General features: G+C 54.4%; 16 protein-coding genes. 13 read left to right on the forward strand and 3 right to left on the reverse strand.

Annotated features, from left to right (window positions below):
• Positions 1-5 precede the first annotated feature (5 nt).
• From ABGT88_RS04830 to ABGT88_RS04870, 9 genes are all read left to right on the forward strand, one after another.
• Positions 6-971: an IS30 family transposase gene (locus ABGT88_RS04830; RefSeq protein ID WP_346699950.1), complete on the forward strand. Its 966-nt coding sequence runs from the start codon at positions 6-8 to the stop codon at positions 969-971.
• Positions 972-1,121: 150 nt separating this feature from the next.
• A complete protein-coding gene (locus ABGT88_RS04835) occupies positions 1,122-2,072 on the forward strand; it encodes a Mov34/MPN/PAD-1 family protein (protein ID WP_346700732.1) in 951 nt (316 codons plus the stop codon).
• A complete protein-coding gene (locus ABGT88_RS04840; RefSeq protein WP_087408141.1) occupies positions 2,069-2,512 on the forward strand; it encodes a hypothetical protein in 444 nt (147 codons plus the stop codon). Before ABGT88_RS04835 ends, ABGT88_RS04840 begins: the two co-directional genes overlap by 4 nt.
• 43 nt (positions 2,513-2,555) lie before the next feature.
• The gene (locus ABGT88_RS04845; protein WP_087408140.1) at positions 2,556-2,759 is read left to right on the forward strand and encodes a hypothetical protein; all 204 of its coding nucleotides are present in this window, start codon (positions 2,556-2,558) and stop codon (positions 2,757-2,759) included.
• Positions 2,760-2,765: 6 nt separating this feature from the next.
• Entirely contained in the window at positions 2,766-4,004 is a 1,239-nt protein-coding gene (locus tag ABGT88_RS04850; RefSeq protein ID WP_258326504.1) for a ThiF family adenylyltransferase, read from the forward strand.
• A 6-nt stretch (positions 4,005-4,010) separates the two neighbouring features.
• Positions 4,011-4,388 carry a hypothetical protein gene (locus ABGT88_RS04855; protein WP_087408138.1) on the forward strand — a complete coding sequence of 126 codons (378 nt, stop codon included), beginning with the start codon at positions 4,011-4,013 and terminating at the stop codon, positions 4,386-4,388.
• 130 nt (positions 4,389-4,518) lie between these two features.
• On the forward strand, positions 4,519-5,463 hold the full coding sequence (locus tag ABGT88_RS04860) for an RluA family pseudouridine synthase (protein ID WP_087408137.1): 945 nt from the start codon (positions 4,519-4,521) through the stop codon (positions 5,461-5,463).
• A gap of 137 nt (positions 5,464-5,600) precedes the next feature.
• Positions 5,601-8,060 carry a phenylalanine--tRNA ligase subunit beta gene (gene pheT, locus ABGT88_RS04865; protein ID WP_346700736.1) on the forward strand — a complete coding sequence of 820 codons (2,460 nt, stop codon included), beginning with the start codon at positions 5,601-5,603 and terminating at the stop codon, positions 8,058-8,060.
• Between the two features lie 43 nt (positions 8,061-8,103).
• Positions 8,104-8,835 carry a YebC/PmpR family DNA-binding transcriptional regulator gene (locus ABGT88_RS04870; RefSeq protein WP_087408135.1) on the forward strand — a complete coding sequence of 244 codons (732 nt, stop codon included), beginning with the start codon at positions 8,104-8,106 and terminating at the stop codon, positions 8,833-8,835.
• 109 nt (positions 8,836-8,944) lie between these two features.
• On the opposite strand, the gene ABGT88_RS04875 is transcribed toward ABGT88_RS04870, so the two are convergent.
• The gene (locus ABGT88_RS04875; protein ID WP_087408134.1) at positions 8,945-9,421 is read right to left on the reverse strand and encodes a DUF695 domain-containing protein; all 477 of its coding nucleotides are present in this window, start codon (positions 9,419-9,421) and stop codon (positions 8,945-8,947) included.
• 238 nt (positions 9,422-9,659) lie between these two features.
• Between ABGT88_RS04875 and ABGT88_RS04880 the strand changes: the two genes are divergently transcribed.
• Positions 9,660-10,475: an SGNH/GDSL hydrolase family protein gene (locus tag ABGT88_RS04880; protein ID WP_258326493.1), complete on the forward strand. Its 816-nt coding sequence runs from the start codon at positions 9,660-9,662 to the stop codon at positions 10,473-10,475.
• 35 nt (positions 10,476-10,510) lie between these two features.
• Positions 10,511-11,875, forward strand: a complete 1,365-nt coding sequence (rmuC, locus tag ABGT88_RS04885; protein ID WP_346700740.1) for a DNA recombination protein RmuC — start codon at positions 10,511-10,513, stop codon at positions 11,873-11,875.
• 91 nt (positions 11,876-11,966) lie between these two features.
• On the opposite strand, the gene ABGT88_RS04890 is transcribed toward rmuC, so the two are convergent.
• Entirely contained in the window at positions 11,967-12,884 is a 918-nt protein-coding gene (locus ABGT88_RS04890) for a bile acid:sodium symporter family protein (RefSeq protein WP_087408131.1), read from the reverse strand.
• A 185-nt stretch (positions 12,885-13,069) separates the two neighbouring features.
• Between ABGT88_RS04890 and ABGT88_RS04895 the strand changes: the two genes are divergently transcribed.
• On the forward strand, positions 13,070-13,951 hold the full coding sequence (locus ABGT88_RS04895) for a hypothetical protein (RefSeq protein WP_346700742.1): 882 nt from the start codon (positions 13,070-13,072) through the stop codon (positions 13,949-13,951).
• Positions 13,952-14,061: 110 nt separating this feature from the next.
• Here ABGT88_RS04895 and ABGT88_RS04900 read toward each other — a convergent pair whose 3' ends face one another.
• On the reverse strand, positions 14,062-15,123 hold the full coding sequence (locus ABGT88_RS04900) for an endonuclease (RefSeq protein WP_087408129.1): 1,062 nt from the start codon (positions 15,121-15,123) through the stop codon (positions 14,062-14,064).
• A gap of 564 nt (positions 15,124-15,687) precedes the next feature.
• On the opposite strand from ABGT88_RS04900, the gene ABGT88_RS04905 reads away from it, so the two are divergent.
• Complete coding sequence (locus ABGT88_RS04905) at positions 15,688-18,678, forward strand: TonB-dependent receptor (RefSeq protein WP_346700745.1); 2,991 nt, start codon at positions 15,688-15,690, stop codon at positions 18,676-18,678.
• The last annotated feature ends 21 nt before the right edge of the window (positions 18,679-18,699 follow it).

Raw genomic sequence — 18,699 nt, forward strand, 5'->3', positions numbered from 1 at the left:
TTGCCATGTCAAATCAACTAATCGAAGCCCAAAGATATGAAATATATCTTGGTCTGAAAAGGAAATGGAGCCGTTCTCGCATAGCAGAGGAAATAGGAGTATCAAAATCGACAGTCAGTCGGGAAATCAGGCGCAACTCAAAGCCGGAAGGAGAGTATATATGGAAATATGCTCAGAGGCAGTGTGATAGCCGCAAGCACGGATTTAAGGGCCATCACAGGAAACCGGAAGATCTATGGTGGCGAATTGAGCGCATGATCGAAGAGGAGGAATGGTCTCCGGCCCAGATAGCGGGAGTACTCAGGAAAGAAGGTATCCACATCGCCAAGCAGACCATCTACAACCATGTCCATGCCGATACGACCGGGAAACTGGCTCTGCATATGCCTCATGGGCTCAAATACAAAAAGCGAGGCAAAATCCTGTGTCCGACAAAAGCGACCAATATACCCAACCGCACAAGCATACACGAGCGCCCCAAGGAGGCAGACGGAACCCGATTCGGCGATTGGGAAATGGACACCATCATCGACTCCTGCGGTCATGCCATCGTCACCCTAACCGAACGTTCGACCAATTTCATACTCATGGAAAAGTTGCCTCAGGGACGGAAAGCCCTACCGACGGCCCGGGCGGTCATCCGACTGCTGTTCCCATATAGGCAAACGATACATACGATTACCACCGACAACGGTTGTGAATTTGCAGCACATCAGGAGATAACCAAACAACTCAGCCTCAAAGGTAGGCCGCCAGTTAAGGTTTATTTTACGGATGCTTATTCAGCCTGGCAGAAAGGAGCCATTGAGAATGCAAACAAGCTTATTCGGAAATATATCCCAAAAAAGGCCAACTTTCAGGATTTCTCCGACTGGAAAATCAAAGAGATACAAAAGAAATTGAATCGAAGACCTCGGGAAAAACTTAATTTTGATTCGCCCAAATACAGATTCTTCATAAACGTTTTGTAGTTTTGCATTTGCTGTTGGACTCTACCCTGCGACGGTTTGGATTCGCTGTGTTCATTTTCTTGGCCATAAGTTTGTATATGTCGATATTTTTTGCTTATATTGCGTAAAGAGAGAGTAACCTGTTTTTGGCAAGCGAAAAACACTATCCGTATGGAGACTGATAAGGGGATTTATGGGGACATCTATGTTTACCGGGAAGAGTTGGATTTCATGATGCGGGTTATCCTCGACTCGCCACAGATGGAGACAGGGGGTAACCTGTTCGGCTACTGGACTGCCGAGGGCGATGCCGTGGTGGTGTATGTGCTGGGGCCGGGGCCGAAATCGGTGCGCCGGTTTACCAGTTTCGTCCAGGATGCCGATTATCTGCAACGCCATGTCGACCTGCTGTCGCGGGAGCATCGGTTGTCGCACATCGGGGTGTGGCATTCGCATCACGGGCTGGGTCTTTCGCATCCGAGCGGAGGCGACGTGCAGTCGATACACGAGGGTATGTATGCCGACGGTCTGTCGCGTTGCGTGCTGGCCATCGGGGTATGTGTGCGGCAGAGGGCCTCGGCCAACGCTTTCTCGTTTGTGAATCTGCACCATCGGGTGACGATGGAGCAGCGCCCGTGGCTGGTCGTGCCGGGCGAGGGGCCGGTACGGGCCCGTTACGATGCAGCCCACGGCGACAGTCTGATTTTCCCGTTTACCTCCGTAGCCGTATATGGCGAGATGAATGCCCGGGGCGCGCAGCAGGCTCCTGCCGCGGAGCAGGTGACTTTCGAGCGCGGCTTTTGGCTGAACGACCGGGCGAACCGCCTGCAACTGAAGCAGATTGTGGCTTACATACAGGGGCGCTATGCCGATGCGAAACTGCTGAAGGTCGACGACGAGACCATCGAGGTGCGATTCGAAGTGCCCGGCCGGGCCTCGTGGCGGCTGGTATTCGGTCCGGATTTCCCGGTGAGGGCCCCTTATGTGGTGCGCTATCAGGCGGGGGAGACTTCGTCGTGGAATCTGGGAGCTTTGGGGCGGCCCGGGGCCCCTCTCTGGAGTCCGCTGTCCGATGGGATAGCCCCGTCAGTGATTAACCGTTTAAAAGATTTATCGATATGACAAATGAAAGGTACCAAATCGAGTTGGGCGTGTTGCAAAACTCGACCATCAAACCCAAACAATACCGGTTTATGGATATGAATACATCGCATCCCTATCTGGCGGTAGCCATCCAGACTAACTCCCTGCGGTGTTACGTGGTGAAGATCGACCTCTCGGACAACTACCCCTACAATATCCCGAAGGTGTTCATCACCAGTCCTAAACCCCTGCTGACCCGCTCGGGTGGCAGTATGCTCTCGCCCAGCCACAGCATGCACACGCTGGCCGGCGAGAATGGTTGTGTGCGGGTATGCCACTACGGCCATGCCGACTGGGCGCCCAACCGCATCACCCTCTACCAGATTATCATCAAGGTGCGCATCTGGCTCGAGATGTACGAGTGCCACCTGAAAACGGGGCGTACCCTCGACGAATTTCTGAAGGGGGCGGCCTATTGAACCTGTTGAAAATGAATTGTAAAACCGATAAAAAAGAGTAATTATGGGACTGTTCGACAAAAAGAAAACCGACGATTGTGTAGATTTGGGCGAAGCTCTGGCGCAGACCAACAGCGGACGCCGCGAAGTGGAACTGGTAATCGGCGACGACGGCGAACTGGAGGCGATGACTCCGGCCGAGGCCGAACGCAGCGGAAAGGAGAAGGTGGGCACGACCATCGGCACGAAACCCTACTATGCCAACTGACCGGGTATGGAACCGATTGTTTATCTCTATCAGAATCATCTGCAGGAGTTCTGGAACAGCGGGCAGGCGCAGTGTTTCGGGGCTGCCTTCGAGTGGAAGGGCGAGCAGGTGTACCACGTCTACCTCAAGTACCCGCAGGTGGCCCCTACGGGTTACTCGATGCCCTGCCTCTTCAGAGTGGTAGACCAGGCGGGGTATGAGCGGGCCGACGACGAGGCGGCTGCCGTCTATCGCGATTTGCCGGCCGAAGCCCGGCGGGTGCCGGTGGTGATTGTGTGCATCCGGGTCGAGGCCGACAACCGGGTGAAGTCGCGTGCCTTTATCGTCGATGGCGAGCAACAGGTCGAGGCTGCCGTGAAGTATGTGCCCCGCCGCAGCGAGCTCTATACCCGCAGCAAAGGGTTGCTCGAGGTGGGGGCTCTGGAGGAGAAGAAGGTGCTGATTGTGGGGCTCGGGAGCGGTGGTGCTCCTATTGCCGTCGAGCTGGCCAAGGCCGGGGTGGGGCATTTCATCCTCATCGACTTCGACCGCATAGAACTGCACAACATTTCGCGCCACATTTGCGGCGTGAACGAGTTGGGGCGTCTCAAGGTCAACGCCGTGAAAGATGCCATCCTGCTGAAGAACCCCTATGCGCAGGTCGAGACCCTGGCCATCGACATCAACCGGCACCTCGACGAGCTCGAGCGATGTATTGCCGAGAGCGACCTCACCATCGTGGCTACCGACGAGTATGCCAGCCGCTACAACATCAACGCCCGGCTGGTGAAGCTGGGCAAGGTGGGGCTGTTCGGCCGGGCCGTTACCCGGGCCGAAGGGGGCGATATTCTGCGGGTGCGGCCGGGCGGACCCTGTTACGCCTGCCTCACGGGAAATCCCATCTATCACCAGAACGACGAGATTACCGATGTGCGCCGGGCCCGCGAGCTGGGCATCATCCCGGCCTACGTGTCCGACGAAGATGCCAATGCCATGGTGCAGGTGGGGCTGTCGACCGACATCGCTCCCATCAACAACATGATGGTGAAGCTGGCCCTCAACGAACTGTCGAGGGGTATCGAGTGCGGCATCTCGTCGCTGCTCGAGGAGCTCACCTACGACTACTACATCTGGGCCAACCGGCGCGACTACCAGTTTGCCAACTGGGCCCCGTTCAACAACAACCCCAAGCGTCACCTCACCATCCTGCGCTGGTATGGCGTGAAGTTGAAAAAGGATGCTGAGTGTATGGAGTGCAGACAATAGGAATCCATGGGCAAGCATCGCATCATAACCCTGCGCAACGGCACCCGGGTAGACATGTCGACCGGCGAAATCATTTCGCAAGGCCGCCCCGATTACATACACCGTCCCCAACGCACCTTCTGGGAGCGGGTGGGCGACGGGGTGCGCCGGGTATTCAGTTTCCTCTGGTCGGTCGTTGCCTTCATTCTGGCAGCTATTGTCTTCGTCTGGCGGGCCATGGGGTATATCATCATGTTCGGGGGGCTTCTGGGAGTGGTCGTGACATTCATCTCGGCATGGATAAGCGACGGTTTCCTGTCGGCGCTGGTGGTGGGATTCATTGCATTTATCGTGTGGTCGATTGCCGTGGGGATAGCCAGCAAGCTGGGTATGATCGACGGTTAGTCTTGCCGTGCAGAGCAGACGGGTCGGCCGGTGCGGACCGGCCGTTTGCGTATAAAAGAGCGGGTTATGTTTGTCTTTGCGGTGGCTTTGCACTATCTTTGCACGACAAAATTGCAAAAATAGAAAACGTATGCGCCAACCTTCTCACAAACGGCCAGTCCGTCGGTTTTCCGACAAGGATGTCAAGCACTACACCGTCGAGCACGACGACACGTTGCTCAACTACCTGTATACGCTCTTCGGCGACAAGAGCCGCACTACGGTCAAGTCGTATCTGGTCCATCGCCAGGTCGCGGTGAACGATATGCCGGTGACCCAGTTCGACACGCTACTGCATGCCGGCGACGAGTTGAAAATCAACTTCAAGGCCGGGTTTAGCGTGTTCAAGCACAACCGCCTGCGGCTGGTCTATGAAGATGAGTATATCCTGGTCATCGACAAGGGCTACGGCTTGCTGTCGATGTCGACCGAGCGCATCAAGACCGGCACGGCATACAGCATCTTGAGCGACTATGTGAAGTCGCAGAACCCCGAAAACAGACTCTTCATCGTACACCGGCTCGACCGCGACACCTCGGGGCTGATGATGTTTGCCAAGAGCAAAGGCATACAGGAGCAGATGCAGCACAACTGGCACAACATGGTGCTCGAGCGCAAGTATGTGGCTGTGGTCGAGGGTCAGATGGAACAGCCCGAGGGGATGGTGCGGTCGTATCTGGCCGAGAATTCGGCCTATCAGGTCTACTCGACCGACAATCCCGAGGAGGGGCAGTTGGCCATTACCCGCTACAAGGTGTTGAGCAGCAACAAGCATTTCTCGCTGGTAGAGCTCAACTTGGCTACCGGACGCAAGAATCAGATACGTGTGCACATGCACGACCTGGGTCACAGCATTGCCGGCGACCGCAAGTATGGCGCTCACGGCAGCCCGTTGGGTCGGGTGGCTCTGCATGCCTACAAGTTGCGCTTTGCCCACCCGGTTACCCGCAAGGAGATGAATTTCGAGACTCCCATACCGCCCCGTTTCCTCTCGATTACGGCAGGCTCGGGCGTGCAGGATACCGAAAAGAAATAGCGTCGGCGCGGGTTGAAAAATCGGTAGAGCGGTTGGCTTTTAAACAGTTTCTTATTAACTTTGGCAAAATTTTTCGGGGAGCCCGTTCAAAGGGCTCTTTCGGAATGCGATAGGATAGAAGATAAAATTGGTTCATTATGAATATTTCGTATAACTGGCTGAAAGATTATGTAAATTTCGACCTCACTCCCGAGGAACTTTCGGCTGCTCTTACCTCCATCGGCCTCGAAACCGGCGGCATCGAGGAGGTACAGACGATAAAAGGAGGCCTCAACGGCCTGGTTATCGGCAAAGTGCTCACCTGTGTAGATCACCCCAATTCGGACCACCTGCATATTACGACCGTCGACCTGGGCGAAGCCGAGCCGGCTCAAATCGTGTGCGGCGCCGCCAATGTCGCTGCCGGGCAATATGTGGTAGTGGCCACGCTGGGCACCGTGTTGTATAGCGGCGACGAGAGCTTTACCATCAAGAAATCGAAAATCCGCGGCGTGGAGTCGTTCGGCATGATTTGTGCCGAAGACGAAATCGGTATCGGCACTTCGCACGATGGCATCATCGTGCTGCCCGAGCCGGTGAAACCCGGTACGCCCGCCAAAGAGTATTACAATATCAAGAGCGACTACATTCTCGAAGTCGACATTACCCCCAACCGCATCGATGCTGCATCGCACTACGGCGTGGCTCGTGACCTGGCAGCCTATCTGACCCGGCACGGACACGATGGCGGCCTGCATCGTCCGTCGGTAGAGGGCTTTGCCATCGACCGCAAGGATGGCGGCATCGCTGTCGAGGTGGAGAATCACGAGGCCTGTATCCGATACAGCGGCGTGACGGTGCGCAACGTGAAGGTGGCGGAGAGCCCCGACTGGTTGAAGCAACGTCTGTCGGCTATCGGGTTGCGACCCATCAACAATGTGGTCGATATTACCAACTACCTGCTGCACGGCACGGGGCAACCGCTCCACTGCTTCGACCTGAACCGCATCGCCGGCGGCAAGGTGATTGTGAAACCGGCCAAGGAGGGCGACAAGTTCGTTACGCTCGATGAGGTGGAACGCACGTTGACAGACCGTGACCTGATGATATGCAACACCGAGGAGCCTATGTGTATTGCCGGCGTATTCGGTGGTTTGAAGTCGGGCGTGACCGACGAGACGACCGATGTATTCCTCGAATCGGCCTGCTTCAACCCCACGTGGGTGCGCAAGACGGCCCGTCGTCAAGGATTGAATACCGACTCGTCGTTCCGCTTCGAGCGGGGCGTCGATCCCAACGATACCCTTTATGCCCTCAAACGGGCTGCCATGCTGGTGAAAGAGTTGGCCGGCGGCGAAATCTGCGGCGACATCGTCGACATCTATCCGTCGCCCGTAGCGCCTTTCCCCGTGACATTGACTTATGAAAAGATAGATACCCTTATCGGCAAGCACATCCCTGCCGAAACGGTGAAGAGCATCCTGCACAGCCTCGAAATCGAGATTGTGAGCGAGAATGAGCGCGAGCTCTCCCTGCGGGTGCCCACCTATCGGGTGGATGTACAGCGCGATGTCGACGTAATCGAAGACCTGCTGCGTATCTACGGATACAACCAGGTGGAGATTTCGGACCGCGTACACTCGAGCCTCTCCTACAAGACTCCGGTCGATGAGGCCCACCAGTTGCTGAATCTGGTTTCGGAGCAGTTGACCGGCTGCGGGTTCAACGAGATTATGAACAACTCGCTCACCTGTGGTGCCTACTACGACGACCTGCAATGCTGGCCCCGTGCTCACTGCGTGACGCTGCTCAACCCGCTGAGCAACGACCTGAACGTGATGCGTCAAACCCTGCTGTTCGGCGGCTTGGAGAGCATTTCGCACAACATCAACCGTCGTCGGGCCAATCTGCGGTTCTACGAGAACGGCAACTGCTACTACTTCAACCCCGAGGCACACAACGGCGAGAAGATTCTCTCGGGTTACAGCGAGGAGAAGCATTTTGCCTTGTGGCTCACCGGAAACCGGGTGGAAGGCAGTTGGGCTCACCCCGATGAGAAGTCGACCGTGTATGAGATGAAGGCTTACGTCGAGAATATCTTTGCCCGCCTGGGCATTGCCGGCGACATCGTGGCCGTGCAGACGAGCGACGAGGTCTACTCGGCAGCCCTCACCTACAGCAACCGCGGCGGCAAACTGCTCGGCAAGATGGGTCTCGTATCGCACAAGATACTGAAGCGGTTCGACATCGATGCCGATGTGGCCTTTGCCGAACTGAACTGGGATGCCCTGATGAAGATGGCCGCCAAACACGCCGTACTCTTCAGCGACCTGCCCAAGTTCCAGGCCGTGAAGCGCGACCTGGCTCTGCTGGTAGACAACACGGTGGCCTTTGCCGACATCGAGAAGGTGGCTCGCGAGAGTGAGCGCAAACTGCTCAAGGAGGTTTACCTCTTCGACGTGTACGAGGGTAAGAATCTGCCCGAGGGCAAGAAGTCGTATGCCGTTACCTTCATGTTGCAAGACGAGAACAAGACCCTCAACGACAAGCAGATTGACGCTGTCATGCACAAGATAGTCTCCAATCTGCAACAGAAGCTGGAGGCACAGTTGAGATGATTCAATACTAACAAAAAATAAAAGTAAAAGATAAAATTATCCTATGGGAAGAGCTTTTGAATATCGTAAAGCCAGAAAATTGAAGCGTTGGGGCAATATGGCCCGTACGTTCACGAAGATTGGTAAGGAAATCTCTATTGCCGTAAAAGCCGGCGGTCCCGATCCCGATGCCAACCCCCGTCTGCGCGTGCTGATGCAGAATGCCAAAGCCGCCAACATGCCCAAAGAGAATGTAGAACGGGCTATCAAGAAAGCATCGTCGAAAGATGCCGGTGATTATAAAGAGGTCGTTTACGAAGGATACGGTCCTTTCGGTATCGCTATCGTGGTAGAGACTGCTACCGACAATACTACCCGTACCGTAGCCAACGTGCGCAGCTACTTCAACAAGGCCGGCGGTTCGCTGGGCACGACGGGTAGCCTTTCGTTCCTCTTTGACCACAAGTGTGTGTTCCACATCAAACCCAAAGAGGGTGTGTCGCTCGAAGACCTCGAACTCGAAATGATCGACTACGGCGTAGACGAGCTGGAGGCCGACGACGAGGAAATCGTACTCTACGGCGAGTTCTCGGAGAACAATAACATCCAGCACCACCTCGAGGAGGCCGGCTATGAGATTATCAGCGCCGAATTTGAGCGTATTCCCAACGACGTGAAGGAGGTGACTCCCGAACAACGTGCCTCGATCGAGAAGCTTATCGAGCGTTTCGAAGAGGATGAGGATGTGCAGAACGTATTCCACAACATGAAGGAAGAGGACGACGAGGAAGAGTAAAATCTGTACAAGAGTCGTAAACCGATAAACAAAAAGGGAGAGCCCGCACGATGGTGTCGAGTTCTCCCTTTTGTCTTATCCGGGATGAGGCAGCCGGGGCTGGAGGTGGTTACTCCTCGGGGCTGTCGTCGTATTCGTCGATTTCGCAGTCGTCGTCCTGTCCCTTCAACTCACACATCTCGCGGTATTCGTTCCACTCGGGATCTTTCTCGGTATAGATGGTGATAGGCAGGGTCTCGAAGGGGGCGAGAGCTTCGTTGAGGGTGCGGCCGAAAGCGGGGATGTTGCGGGTGTAGAACACCCAGGTACGCTCGCCGTCGCCCGTATAGATGCCGGTGAAGATAGCCAGTTTGTCCTTCTCCATGGCCCGTTTCAGAGCGGTTTGTGCCTCCTCCATGAGTTCGCTGGTCTTTTCGGTGGGCATGCCTTTGCTGTCGGGCTCGTATTTCCAGGTGATTTCGACCCGCTCCTTGAACTTGCCCGATTGAATGAACGGCTCGATTTCGGTACGGCCCGAAACGATAATCATGTGGTCGTTGTTTTCGGCTTCGGTAAGGGCCGAGAACCATACATCTCCTAATTTCATACGCTGGAATTTTTGTCGGTTATGGTTACAAATGTAATTATAAAAGTGAGAATGGAGAAATTTATTGTCGGTTTGTGGGGGAGAAGTGCGAGAATATTTGCGGGGGAATGATTTTTTTCGTTTGTCTCTGTTCGTGTCATTTAATATCTTTGTCAAATAATTGTGTATCGTTGTATCGTGTAGTCCCATGAACCGTCTCTTGCGTTGTTTATGTCTTACTCTTTTGCTCTTTATAACGATGTCGTGCGATACCGTTTGGGAAGAGAAGGCGACAGGTAAGTTGGAAGTTCCCGATAAGGCTCTGTTTATCGGGAATTCTTTGCTGTTGGGTAATGGTACTTTTGGCATGAATGCGACTTGTGAGGATTGCGATTATCACGCTATCCTGCAGAAGCGGTTTCTGGAAAAGAATCCGGCGTATACCGACATACGGTTGTCGGGGACGGGGTTCGAGGCTTGCGAGAATGAGAAGCAGCAGAGGGCCTGGTTGGAAAACATGTTGCAGCCCCGGTTGAGCGACGATTTGGATCTGGTAGTCGTGCAGATTGGCGAGAATGTAAACACACAGAGCAAGCGAGCTGCTTTTGTGCAAGGGGCCAGAGCGCTTGTCAGGACCATAAGAAGCGGAGCACCTCGGGCCCGTATCGTGTGGATGTATGGCTGGTACGCTTCGAATCAGGTTACGACGGCGATAAAGGATGCCTGTCGGCCTCACGATGTGGCGCTTATTACGATAAACGATATTCGCTCTGCTGCCAACAGCAGCTCGATAGGGACTGTCGTGACCCGTACGGAGCCGACGTCTCAGACTTTGAAATATACCCGTTATGCTGTGCTGCCGGACAATCGTCTGCAAATCGATTTCACGATTGGCGGGCGAGCGTACCAGGCAACCGTGCAGGTGACGGGATATAGCGATAATGTCGAAGCAAAGACCCTGACCTGGCAGGGATACGAAACGATTACTACCGATGAGGGTGTGGCTTCTCACCCCGGTGACAGGGGCTTTGAGCAGATTGCCCGGCGGTTTTTCGAGGTGCTGCGGATAGATTGAGAATAATTGATAGATAATAATTATTGGATATAACGATGATGGCTGTATTGATTGGTATATTGGCGACGCTGGTTGTAGCTGCCGTGGTGTTTTGGTTTCTGTACAACTCGCGACGCAAGGGTTGGCAGGAGTCTTTGGAGGGGCGAGCCCGCGAAGCGGAGGAGTTGAGGGTGCGCAACGGTGTGCTCGAGGCGCAGGTGAACAGTTGTACGGCTCGGTTGGCCGAGATGCAGACGCAGCTCGACGTGGCCAGCCGGGAGCGGGAGCAGCTGAATCGCGAGAAGGGCGACTTGCAGGCACGCAACCAGGTGCTCGTCGAGAATATGGAGGTGCAGAAGCAGGAGGTACAGCGGGTGCGCCAGGAGATGAGCAACGAGTTCAAGGTGCTGGCCAACGAGATATTGCAGGAGAAATCGAAGAGCTTCTCGGAGTTGAACCGGGAGCGGTTGGCCGAGGTGCTCAACCCGCTGAAGGAGCGGCTCGAGGGTTTCAAGAAGACGGTCGAGGAGACCTACAGCAGCGAGGCTCGCGAGCGGTTTTCTTTGAAGGAGCAGATCAAGGAGCTGGTGCAGCGTAGCGAGACCATAGGTGTAGAGGCCAAGCAACTGACCCAGGCGTTGCGGGGCGACTCGAAGATTCAGGGCGACTGGGGCGAGATGATATTGGAGAGTATTCTCGAAAAGTCGGGGTTGGAGAAGGACCGCGAGTATTTCATTCAGGAGACGTTGCGCGACGACGAGGGTCACACGATACAGAGTGCCGAGGGCCGCAAGATGCGCCCCGACGTAATTATCCGTTACCCCGGCGGCGACAACCGCCAGATGGTCATCGACTCGAAGGTGTCGCTCACGGCCTATGTCAATTATGTGAATGCCGAGACGCCCGAAGAGGCTGCCGCCGCGCTGAAGCAGCATCTGGCTTCGGTCAAGAAACATATCGACGAACTGTCGAACAAGAGTTATCAGGACTACGTGGGCAAGGGCGATCATGTGATGATGTTCGTGCCCAACGAGGCAGCCTACCTGGCTGCCATGCAGGCCGACCATTCGTTGTGGCAGTATGCCTATGACCGGCGGGTATTGCTGTTGAGCCCGACCAACCTGATTGCGGCTTTGAAGCTGGTGGCCGACTTGTGGCAGCGCGACAAGCAGACGCGTCACGCCATCGATATAGCCGAGGAGGCGGGCAAACTGTACGACAAGTTTGTGGGCTTCATCGACGACATGGAGAAGATTGGCAAGGCGTTGGGAACGGCCAACACCACCTATGGCGAGGCGATGAAGAAGTTGAAGAACGGTACGGGCAACCTGATAGGCCGTGTGGAGAAACTCAAGGGCATGGGCGTGAAGGCCAAGAAGAACCTGCCGGCCACGACCGGCGACGATGAGTCGGCCGATTAGCGGTGGCTTGCGACCACCCCCTGTTTGAGGGGGATAATAATCATTTGTGATTCGATTGGAATCGTGGCGGGGTGGTAACCGGGAGTGACGGTTATCGGTGGGCCGCTGCGCGTTTCTCTTTCAGGTAGAGCTGGTAGCTGTTGATGCTGTTTTGCCAGATGATGTACGAGGCTGGACCTATCGAGGTGATGGGCGAGAGGTAAGTCAGAGCCATCCAGATGGCCAGCACCGTATTCTTCTGACCCAGACCCTGGGCTCCCGATATTTTGTCGCCATATTTCCCGCCGATTTTACGACCCAGATAGAACTGCCCTACACAGGCCACGAGCGAAAGCAGCGCGATGGCAATTTCGAAAGGTACCGATTCCCAACCTTGTTCGATGATAAAGGTGACCGCTTTGCCCACTACGAGGAAAAGCGATACGGCCCACATGTAGAACGAGAGGGCCTGCCGGTTCTTTAACTCGTTGTGTATGCGGGGGAAGAATCGTTGCAGTACGAGGGCGATGACCAGAGGCAAGATGAGCAGCGGCAGTACCTTGCTGCAGATGATGAGGAAGGAGTCGACAAACGAGATGTCGGCATGTACACCCATGAAGGCAAAGATGAGAGGCGAGAGCAATGCCACGGCCAGGTTGCTGACCAGACTGTAGGAGACCAGCGTGGATACGCTGCCGCCCAGCATGCCGGTGATGACGGGGGCCGCCGTCGCCGTAGGGCAGAAGAGGCAGATGAAGGTACCTTCGGCAATGATGGGGTCCCAGAAGTAGAGAGCTCCGAAGACTATAAGCCCGCCGATAATCTGTATGGAGAGTAGCCCCCAGTGCAGGGGTTTGATGCTCAGCTCTTTGATGGAGATTTTGCAATAGGTGACCAGCAGCATGGCAAAGATGAGGCAGGGTGCCAGCAGGGTGGCCCAGTAGGCAATGGCCCGGGGGAACAGATAGCCGGCTACACTCCCGGCAATCATGGCCGTGGGCAGCATATAAGTCTTGGCTTTGGGTGACATGGACAATACCTCTTTTGGGAAATTTTTGCAAAGTAATGCCAAACCGGCGATAAACGCAATGTTTTTGTTTGAAAAGAGTTTAAAGCCAGATTGATAAAAAGGGGGCATGGGGTAGGTATTCTTGTGAATATGGTGTAAATTTACCCCAACGGTACATTAGACCCAATCTAAAATATAGTGTAGTTATGCGAAAAATCATGTGGTGGGCCCTCGTGTGGGGCTCGATGGGGCTGGCGCAGTCGGCCGAGTATGCCTATGTGCCCCTGGTACGCGACGGTGCCGAGTGGGGCTATTCTCAAGAACTCTTTGGCAAGAGCTATTACCGCAATCTCATTCAGGGCGACACCGTGGTGAACGGCGAGTCGTACAAGCGGTTTTATACCTTCCAGGGCTGTGAACCTACGGCCGACGAGAACCTGGCCTTTGTGCGCGAGGCCGACAAGAAGGTTTACATCACTTTTAACCAGGAGCTGATGCCGGTCGAGAATCTGTATAGCCACGAGTTTCTGATTTACGACTTCGGGGTCAAGGTGGGCGAGGCGGTGGCTCACTTCGACTGGATGACCCAAACCCAGGTAAACTCTACCATCAGCCGGATTGATACCATCGAGGTGGGCAATACCTTGCGGCAACGCTTTTGGGCCGATGGCTCGGTGCTGTGGATCGAGGGGCTGGGTGTGGAAGAGGGCGACTGGTTGCGACCGGGTTGCTCGGGCGAAACGAGTGGTTTCGACACGCACGACCGGCTGGTCTATGCCCAGGCTCCCGACGGTACGGTAGAGTATGCCACGGCCGATGCTGCCAACGACCCCTGTTACAGCGGAGTGGACGAAATCGATAACGATAGTTGGCGCATGGCCCGCCAGGGCGACCGGCTCGAGATTACCTGTGCCGAGGGCGAGTTCGAGGTGGTCGAGTTGCTCGACCTTTCGGGACGTGTGCTCTGGTGCGACTATCTCTCGGGCGAGACGCAGGTGTCGATACCGGTGAGCGACTATCCCTCGGGCATCTATATCGTGGCCCTTTCGTCGCACGACCGACGGGTAGCTTGTCGCGTGGCATTGTGACAGCAGACCCGGTATGACGGTAAAAGCACGAAGAGCCGCAGCGTCGCTGCGGCTCTTCGTGTATTCATACTACATACTATATATATATTATATAGGAGAGTCGGGAGAAATTATTCTACCTCTTTGGCCAGGTAGATGAGGGTGGGGAAGTGGTCGCTGTAACCGTTCAGGTAGGCACCGGCGGCGTGGGTGCGCAGAGGATACCCTTTGTATTTGCCCTCTTTCTGTTTGAGGAAGTCGCGGTTGAAGACCTCGGAGCGGATATACTTCAGGGTCGAGCGGTCTTTCCCTACCAGATTGGACGAGATGATAATCTGGTCAAAGAGGTTCCAGGCACCGTTGTAGGCCAGTGTGCCGATACCGCGGTCGTACATCTCCCACATGGTGTTGAAGAATCCGCCGGGTTTCACCTCCTGTTGTTTCTTCTTGGCGCCCAGTACCACCTTGCAGCTGTTGTTGGTGGGGTCGTCGTTGAGGTCGCCCATGATGATGACCTTCGAATCGGGGTCGGCAGCCAGCAGCGAGTCGGCCAGATGTTTGGTGAGAGCGGCAGCGGCCTCGCGTTTGGGGCTCGACTGTTTTTCACCGCCCAGGCGCGAGGGCCAGTGGTTTACGATGAAGTGCACGCGCTCACCGGCCAAGCGGCCCGATACCACCAGCTGGTCGCGGGTGAGGAGGTTGGGGAACTCTTGGGAGTGGAGTCGAGCACTGCTGCTCGACTCGACCGTAAACTGGTCTTTGTCATAGATGAGGCCCACGTCGATACCCCGGGCATCGGGCGAATCGTAGTGCACGATACCATAGTTGCGTTGAGCCAGCTTGCCGGTGTGGATGAGGTCTTCGAGTACCTGTTGATTCTCCACTTCGGAAACACCGATTACGGCCGGGCCGTTTTTCAGCTTGAAGGGGCTGGTGTTGTCGGTGGCAAAGTTGCTGATGGCAAAAGCGAGGTTGTTCAGTTTGTTGCGGTATTTCAATCCGCCCCAGCGGTAAGAGCCCGAAGGGGTAAACTCCTCGTCGTTTGTGGCGGGGTCGTTGATGGTGTCGAACAGGTTTTCGAGGTTGTAGAAGGCTACGGCGTATATGGCAAAGTGTTTCTTTGGCGTTTGAGCTTGTGAAACAGTCGAGCCCAATAACAATACGGCAAGTAGCAACAGTCCTATTTTTTTCATAGCGTGTGTGAAATTTTTTGTTTTTGAAATTTTCAATTTTGGATTAAATGGGCTGCAAGATAGTTCAATTTGGGAAATATGCGAAATTTTTGGGGATAAATCTCTGCTACAAATGAGAAGAAACCAGGATACCGGGAGGCGGAAATCTGTTGTGCGTAATTTTTAAATATTTGAAATATAAATTGTTATAGGCCCACTAAAGGTGCCGGGGCGAAACGTAACAAACTGTGAGCCGAAGAGAATGCATAAGATTCCGTTTTGTGCATAGAGTTGCAGGTTTCTGGCAGAGTGATAGATTAAGGGTTTGAAATTTAATCGATTTGGCCTTCGAACTTTCCATTTGTACACAAAACGAGGGGGCTAAGGGATTACAATTTAACACGATTGTAATAAAATATTCCTTTCGTAGATGTTTGTATAATGAAAAATAATCTTTTAATTTGCAAATTCCTTTCCTCTCCCATTTTTGAGGTGGAAAGGGACGATAAATGAAGGGTGTAAACACAGATAACACAGTATATAATTAAACCTTTTGATGTAATGAATCGTAAACAATGGTTATTGATGGCATTGCTTCTTCTGGTACCTGCCCTGGTGCAGGCCGCGACGGTGAGAGGCGTTGTCGTTGACTATGAAACAAACAAACCTATTGCGAATGTGAAAGTGACGATACGGAAATCGTCGGCAATTACAGATCTGGATGGTAAATATGAGTTGAAGCGAGTGCGTGAAGGAGCCGTTTCGGTTGTCTTTACAGCTGCGGACTACAAGGTTCATTCGGTCGATTATGTAGTGGAGCAGGGAGACAATACCCTGAACATGACGCTCGACGAGAAGCGAGCCGACGAGTCGCTCAACCAACAGGCCCTCGAGGACAATATCTTTGAACTCGACGAGTCGATGTTCGACGAAGAGGGCAGCGCTGCTTCCCAATCGGCTTCGTATCTGTCGGGTGCAGCCGACGATGTCTATCTGCAGGCTGCCAGCTACTCCTACAGCCCCATGCGCTTCAATGTGCGCGGTTACGAGCAACGGGAGTCGTCGACCTATATCAACGGGGTTAATTTCAACGACCTGGAGCGTGGTCGTTTCAACTACTCGAGTCTGGGTGGCTTGAACAACGCCATGCGTAACAAGGATGCTGTGAACGGTCTCGAGATGCCGGGCTATGCCTTCGGTTCGCTGGGTGGAACGACCAACATCAACACCCGCGCCACCAGCTATGCCGCCGGTACCAACGTGAACGCCGCCTATACCAACCGTGCTTACAAACTGCGCGGACAGGCCATCCACTCGACCGGTATCATGGATAACGGCTGGGCCTTCACCGGGTCGGTCGTTTACCGCTGGGCCGACGAGGGTCGCACCGAGGGTACGTTCTACAACTCGTTCGGTTACTTCCTTGCTGCCGAAAAGGTGCTCGACAATCATCGGTTTGCCTTTACAACCTTCGGTGCTCCTACCAAACGGGCTCAATCGGCTGCCGTATCGCAAGAGGTCTATGACTACCGCGGTATCTATTACAACCCCTACTGGGGCTATCAGAACGGCGAGAAACGCAACTCGCGTATCGTACACAGCTACGACCCCACCGCTATCTTCAACTGGGATTGGAAAATCGACGACCGCAGCAACCTGGCTGCCGGCTTGGGTTTCCACTACAGTATGTACAGCAACTCGGCCATTTCGTTCTACAATGCGCCCGACCCCCGTCCCGACTACTACCGCAACCTGCCCAGCTGGCAATACTATCAGTTGGGTGTAAACGGTCCCGACGATGTATATAACGCCTACTACGGCGAGGTAAACAAAGATCTGGCCAACCAACTGGCCGACCTGTGGCGTGCCGGTGATCCCGACATTACGCAAATCAACTGGGATGCCATGTACAGCGCCAACTACACCAACAACGTGGTGAACCCCAACGGTAGCGCCAAGTACATTTTGGAACGTCGTCACAACGACTTGATGGAGATTCCCTTGAATTTCCTCTATACCAACCAGCTGAACAGCAAGCTGAAACTTACTGCCGGTGTCGAGGCCAAGTATGCCAAGGGCATGCACTACAAGACCATCGACGACATGCTGGGCGGTAACCAGTGGATTGACATCGACCAGTTTGCCGAGCGCGACTTTACCGACAACCTCACCATCATACAAAACGATGTGGACAACCCCAACAAGGCTGTGCGCAAGGGCGACGTATTCGGTTACAACTACAACATGCACGTCATCAAGGCTTCGGTATTTGCCCAGAACGACTGGAAGTTACCGCTCTTCGACATCTACTATGCCGCTCGGTTGTCCTACACCTCGTTCCAACGCGAAGGTTTGATGCGTAACGGTCGTGCCGAGGTTATCGGTGCCCAGTCGAAAGGTTTCGGCAAACAGCTCTATTTTGTAGATCCCAGTATCAAGGCTGGTATCGTGTATAAGATCGACGGTCACAACCGCTTGTCGTTCAACGCTCTGGCCGAGTCGCGTGCCCCGCTGGCCGGCTATGCCTATGTGGCTCCCCGTGTGAAGGATACGCAGATACGGGGTCTGAAATCGGAGAAGGTATTCTCGGGCGACCTCACCTATCAACTGAATACGTCGGTGGTAAAAGGTCGTGTAACGGCATTCTTCACCGAGTTCCGCGACGGAGTGGAGAGCTCGGGTTACTACCACGACGAGTTCCGTACCTATGTGAACCACACCCTCTCGGGCGTGAACAAACGTCACATGGGTGTCGAGGCCGGTGTGAGCGTGAAACTCAACAACAGCTTCACCGTGTCGGCTGCCGGTACCTATGCCAGCTACAAATACACCAACAACTGCTGGGGTACGATGAGCGCCGAGAACGGCATGAACCTCTTCACCGAGCAGTTGCCCGTGATTGTCGACGGCCGTGCTCCCTCGACCGACTACACCGAGCGGGTATACACCGAGGGTCTGCATGTAAGCAACGGTCCGCAACTGGCCGCCAGCATCACCATCGACTACTTCCACCCCAAAATGTGGTTTGCCGATGTGACTCTCTCGTACTTCGACAACAACTATCTCGACTTCTCTCCCTCGCGTTTCACCCACATGAACATGTATGGTGGCAAATACCCCAATGAGGTAGGTCTGGAACAATACTACAACGGCTACCGCATCATCGGTATCGACAAGAACGGTCAGACTTCGATGGTATGGGGCTTCGACCAGAACACGGGCAAACCGGTACTGTTGCAAAACGTATCGGGAGGCGACGGTTCGGACATCGTGAAGCTCTACAACCAGAAAGAGATGATCGGCTCGCAAGAGAAACTCAAAGGCGGGTTCATGCTCGACGCTTCGGTGGGTAAACTCATCTACCTCAACAACCGCAAGCAACAGCTCAACATCAACTTGAGCCTGAACAATATCCTCAACAACACCAGCATGATAACCGGTGGTTACCAACAAGGTCGTGTAAGCCGCGACAACAAGAGCGTGACCAAGGATATTCAGTCGGTCGACAAGTTCCCCAACAAATACTATTACGCCTGGGGCTTCAACATGTTCCTCAACGTAGGTTTCAAATTTTAATCAACCCATACAAGAGATATA

The organism is Barnesiella sp. An22, assembly GCF_963931395.1.
Taxonomy (GTDB): domain Bacteria; phylum Bacteroidota; class Bacteroidia; order Bacteroidales; family Barnesiellaceae; genus Barnesiella; species Barnesiella merdigallinarum.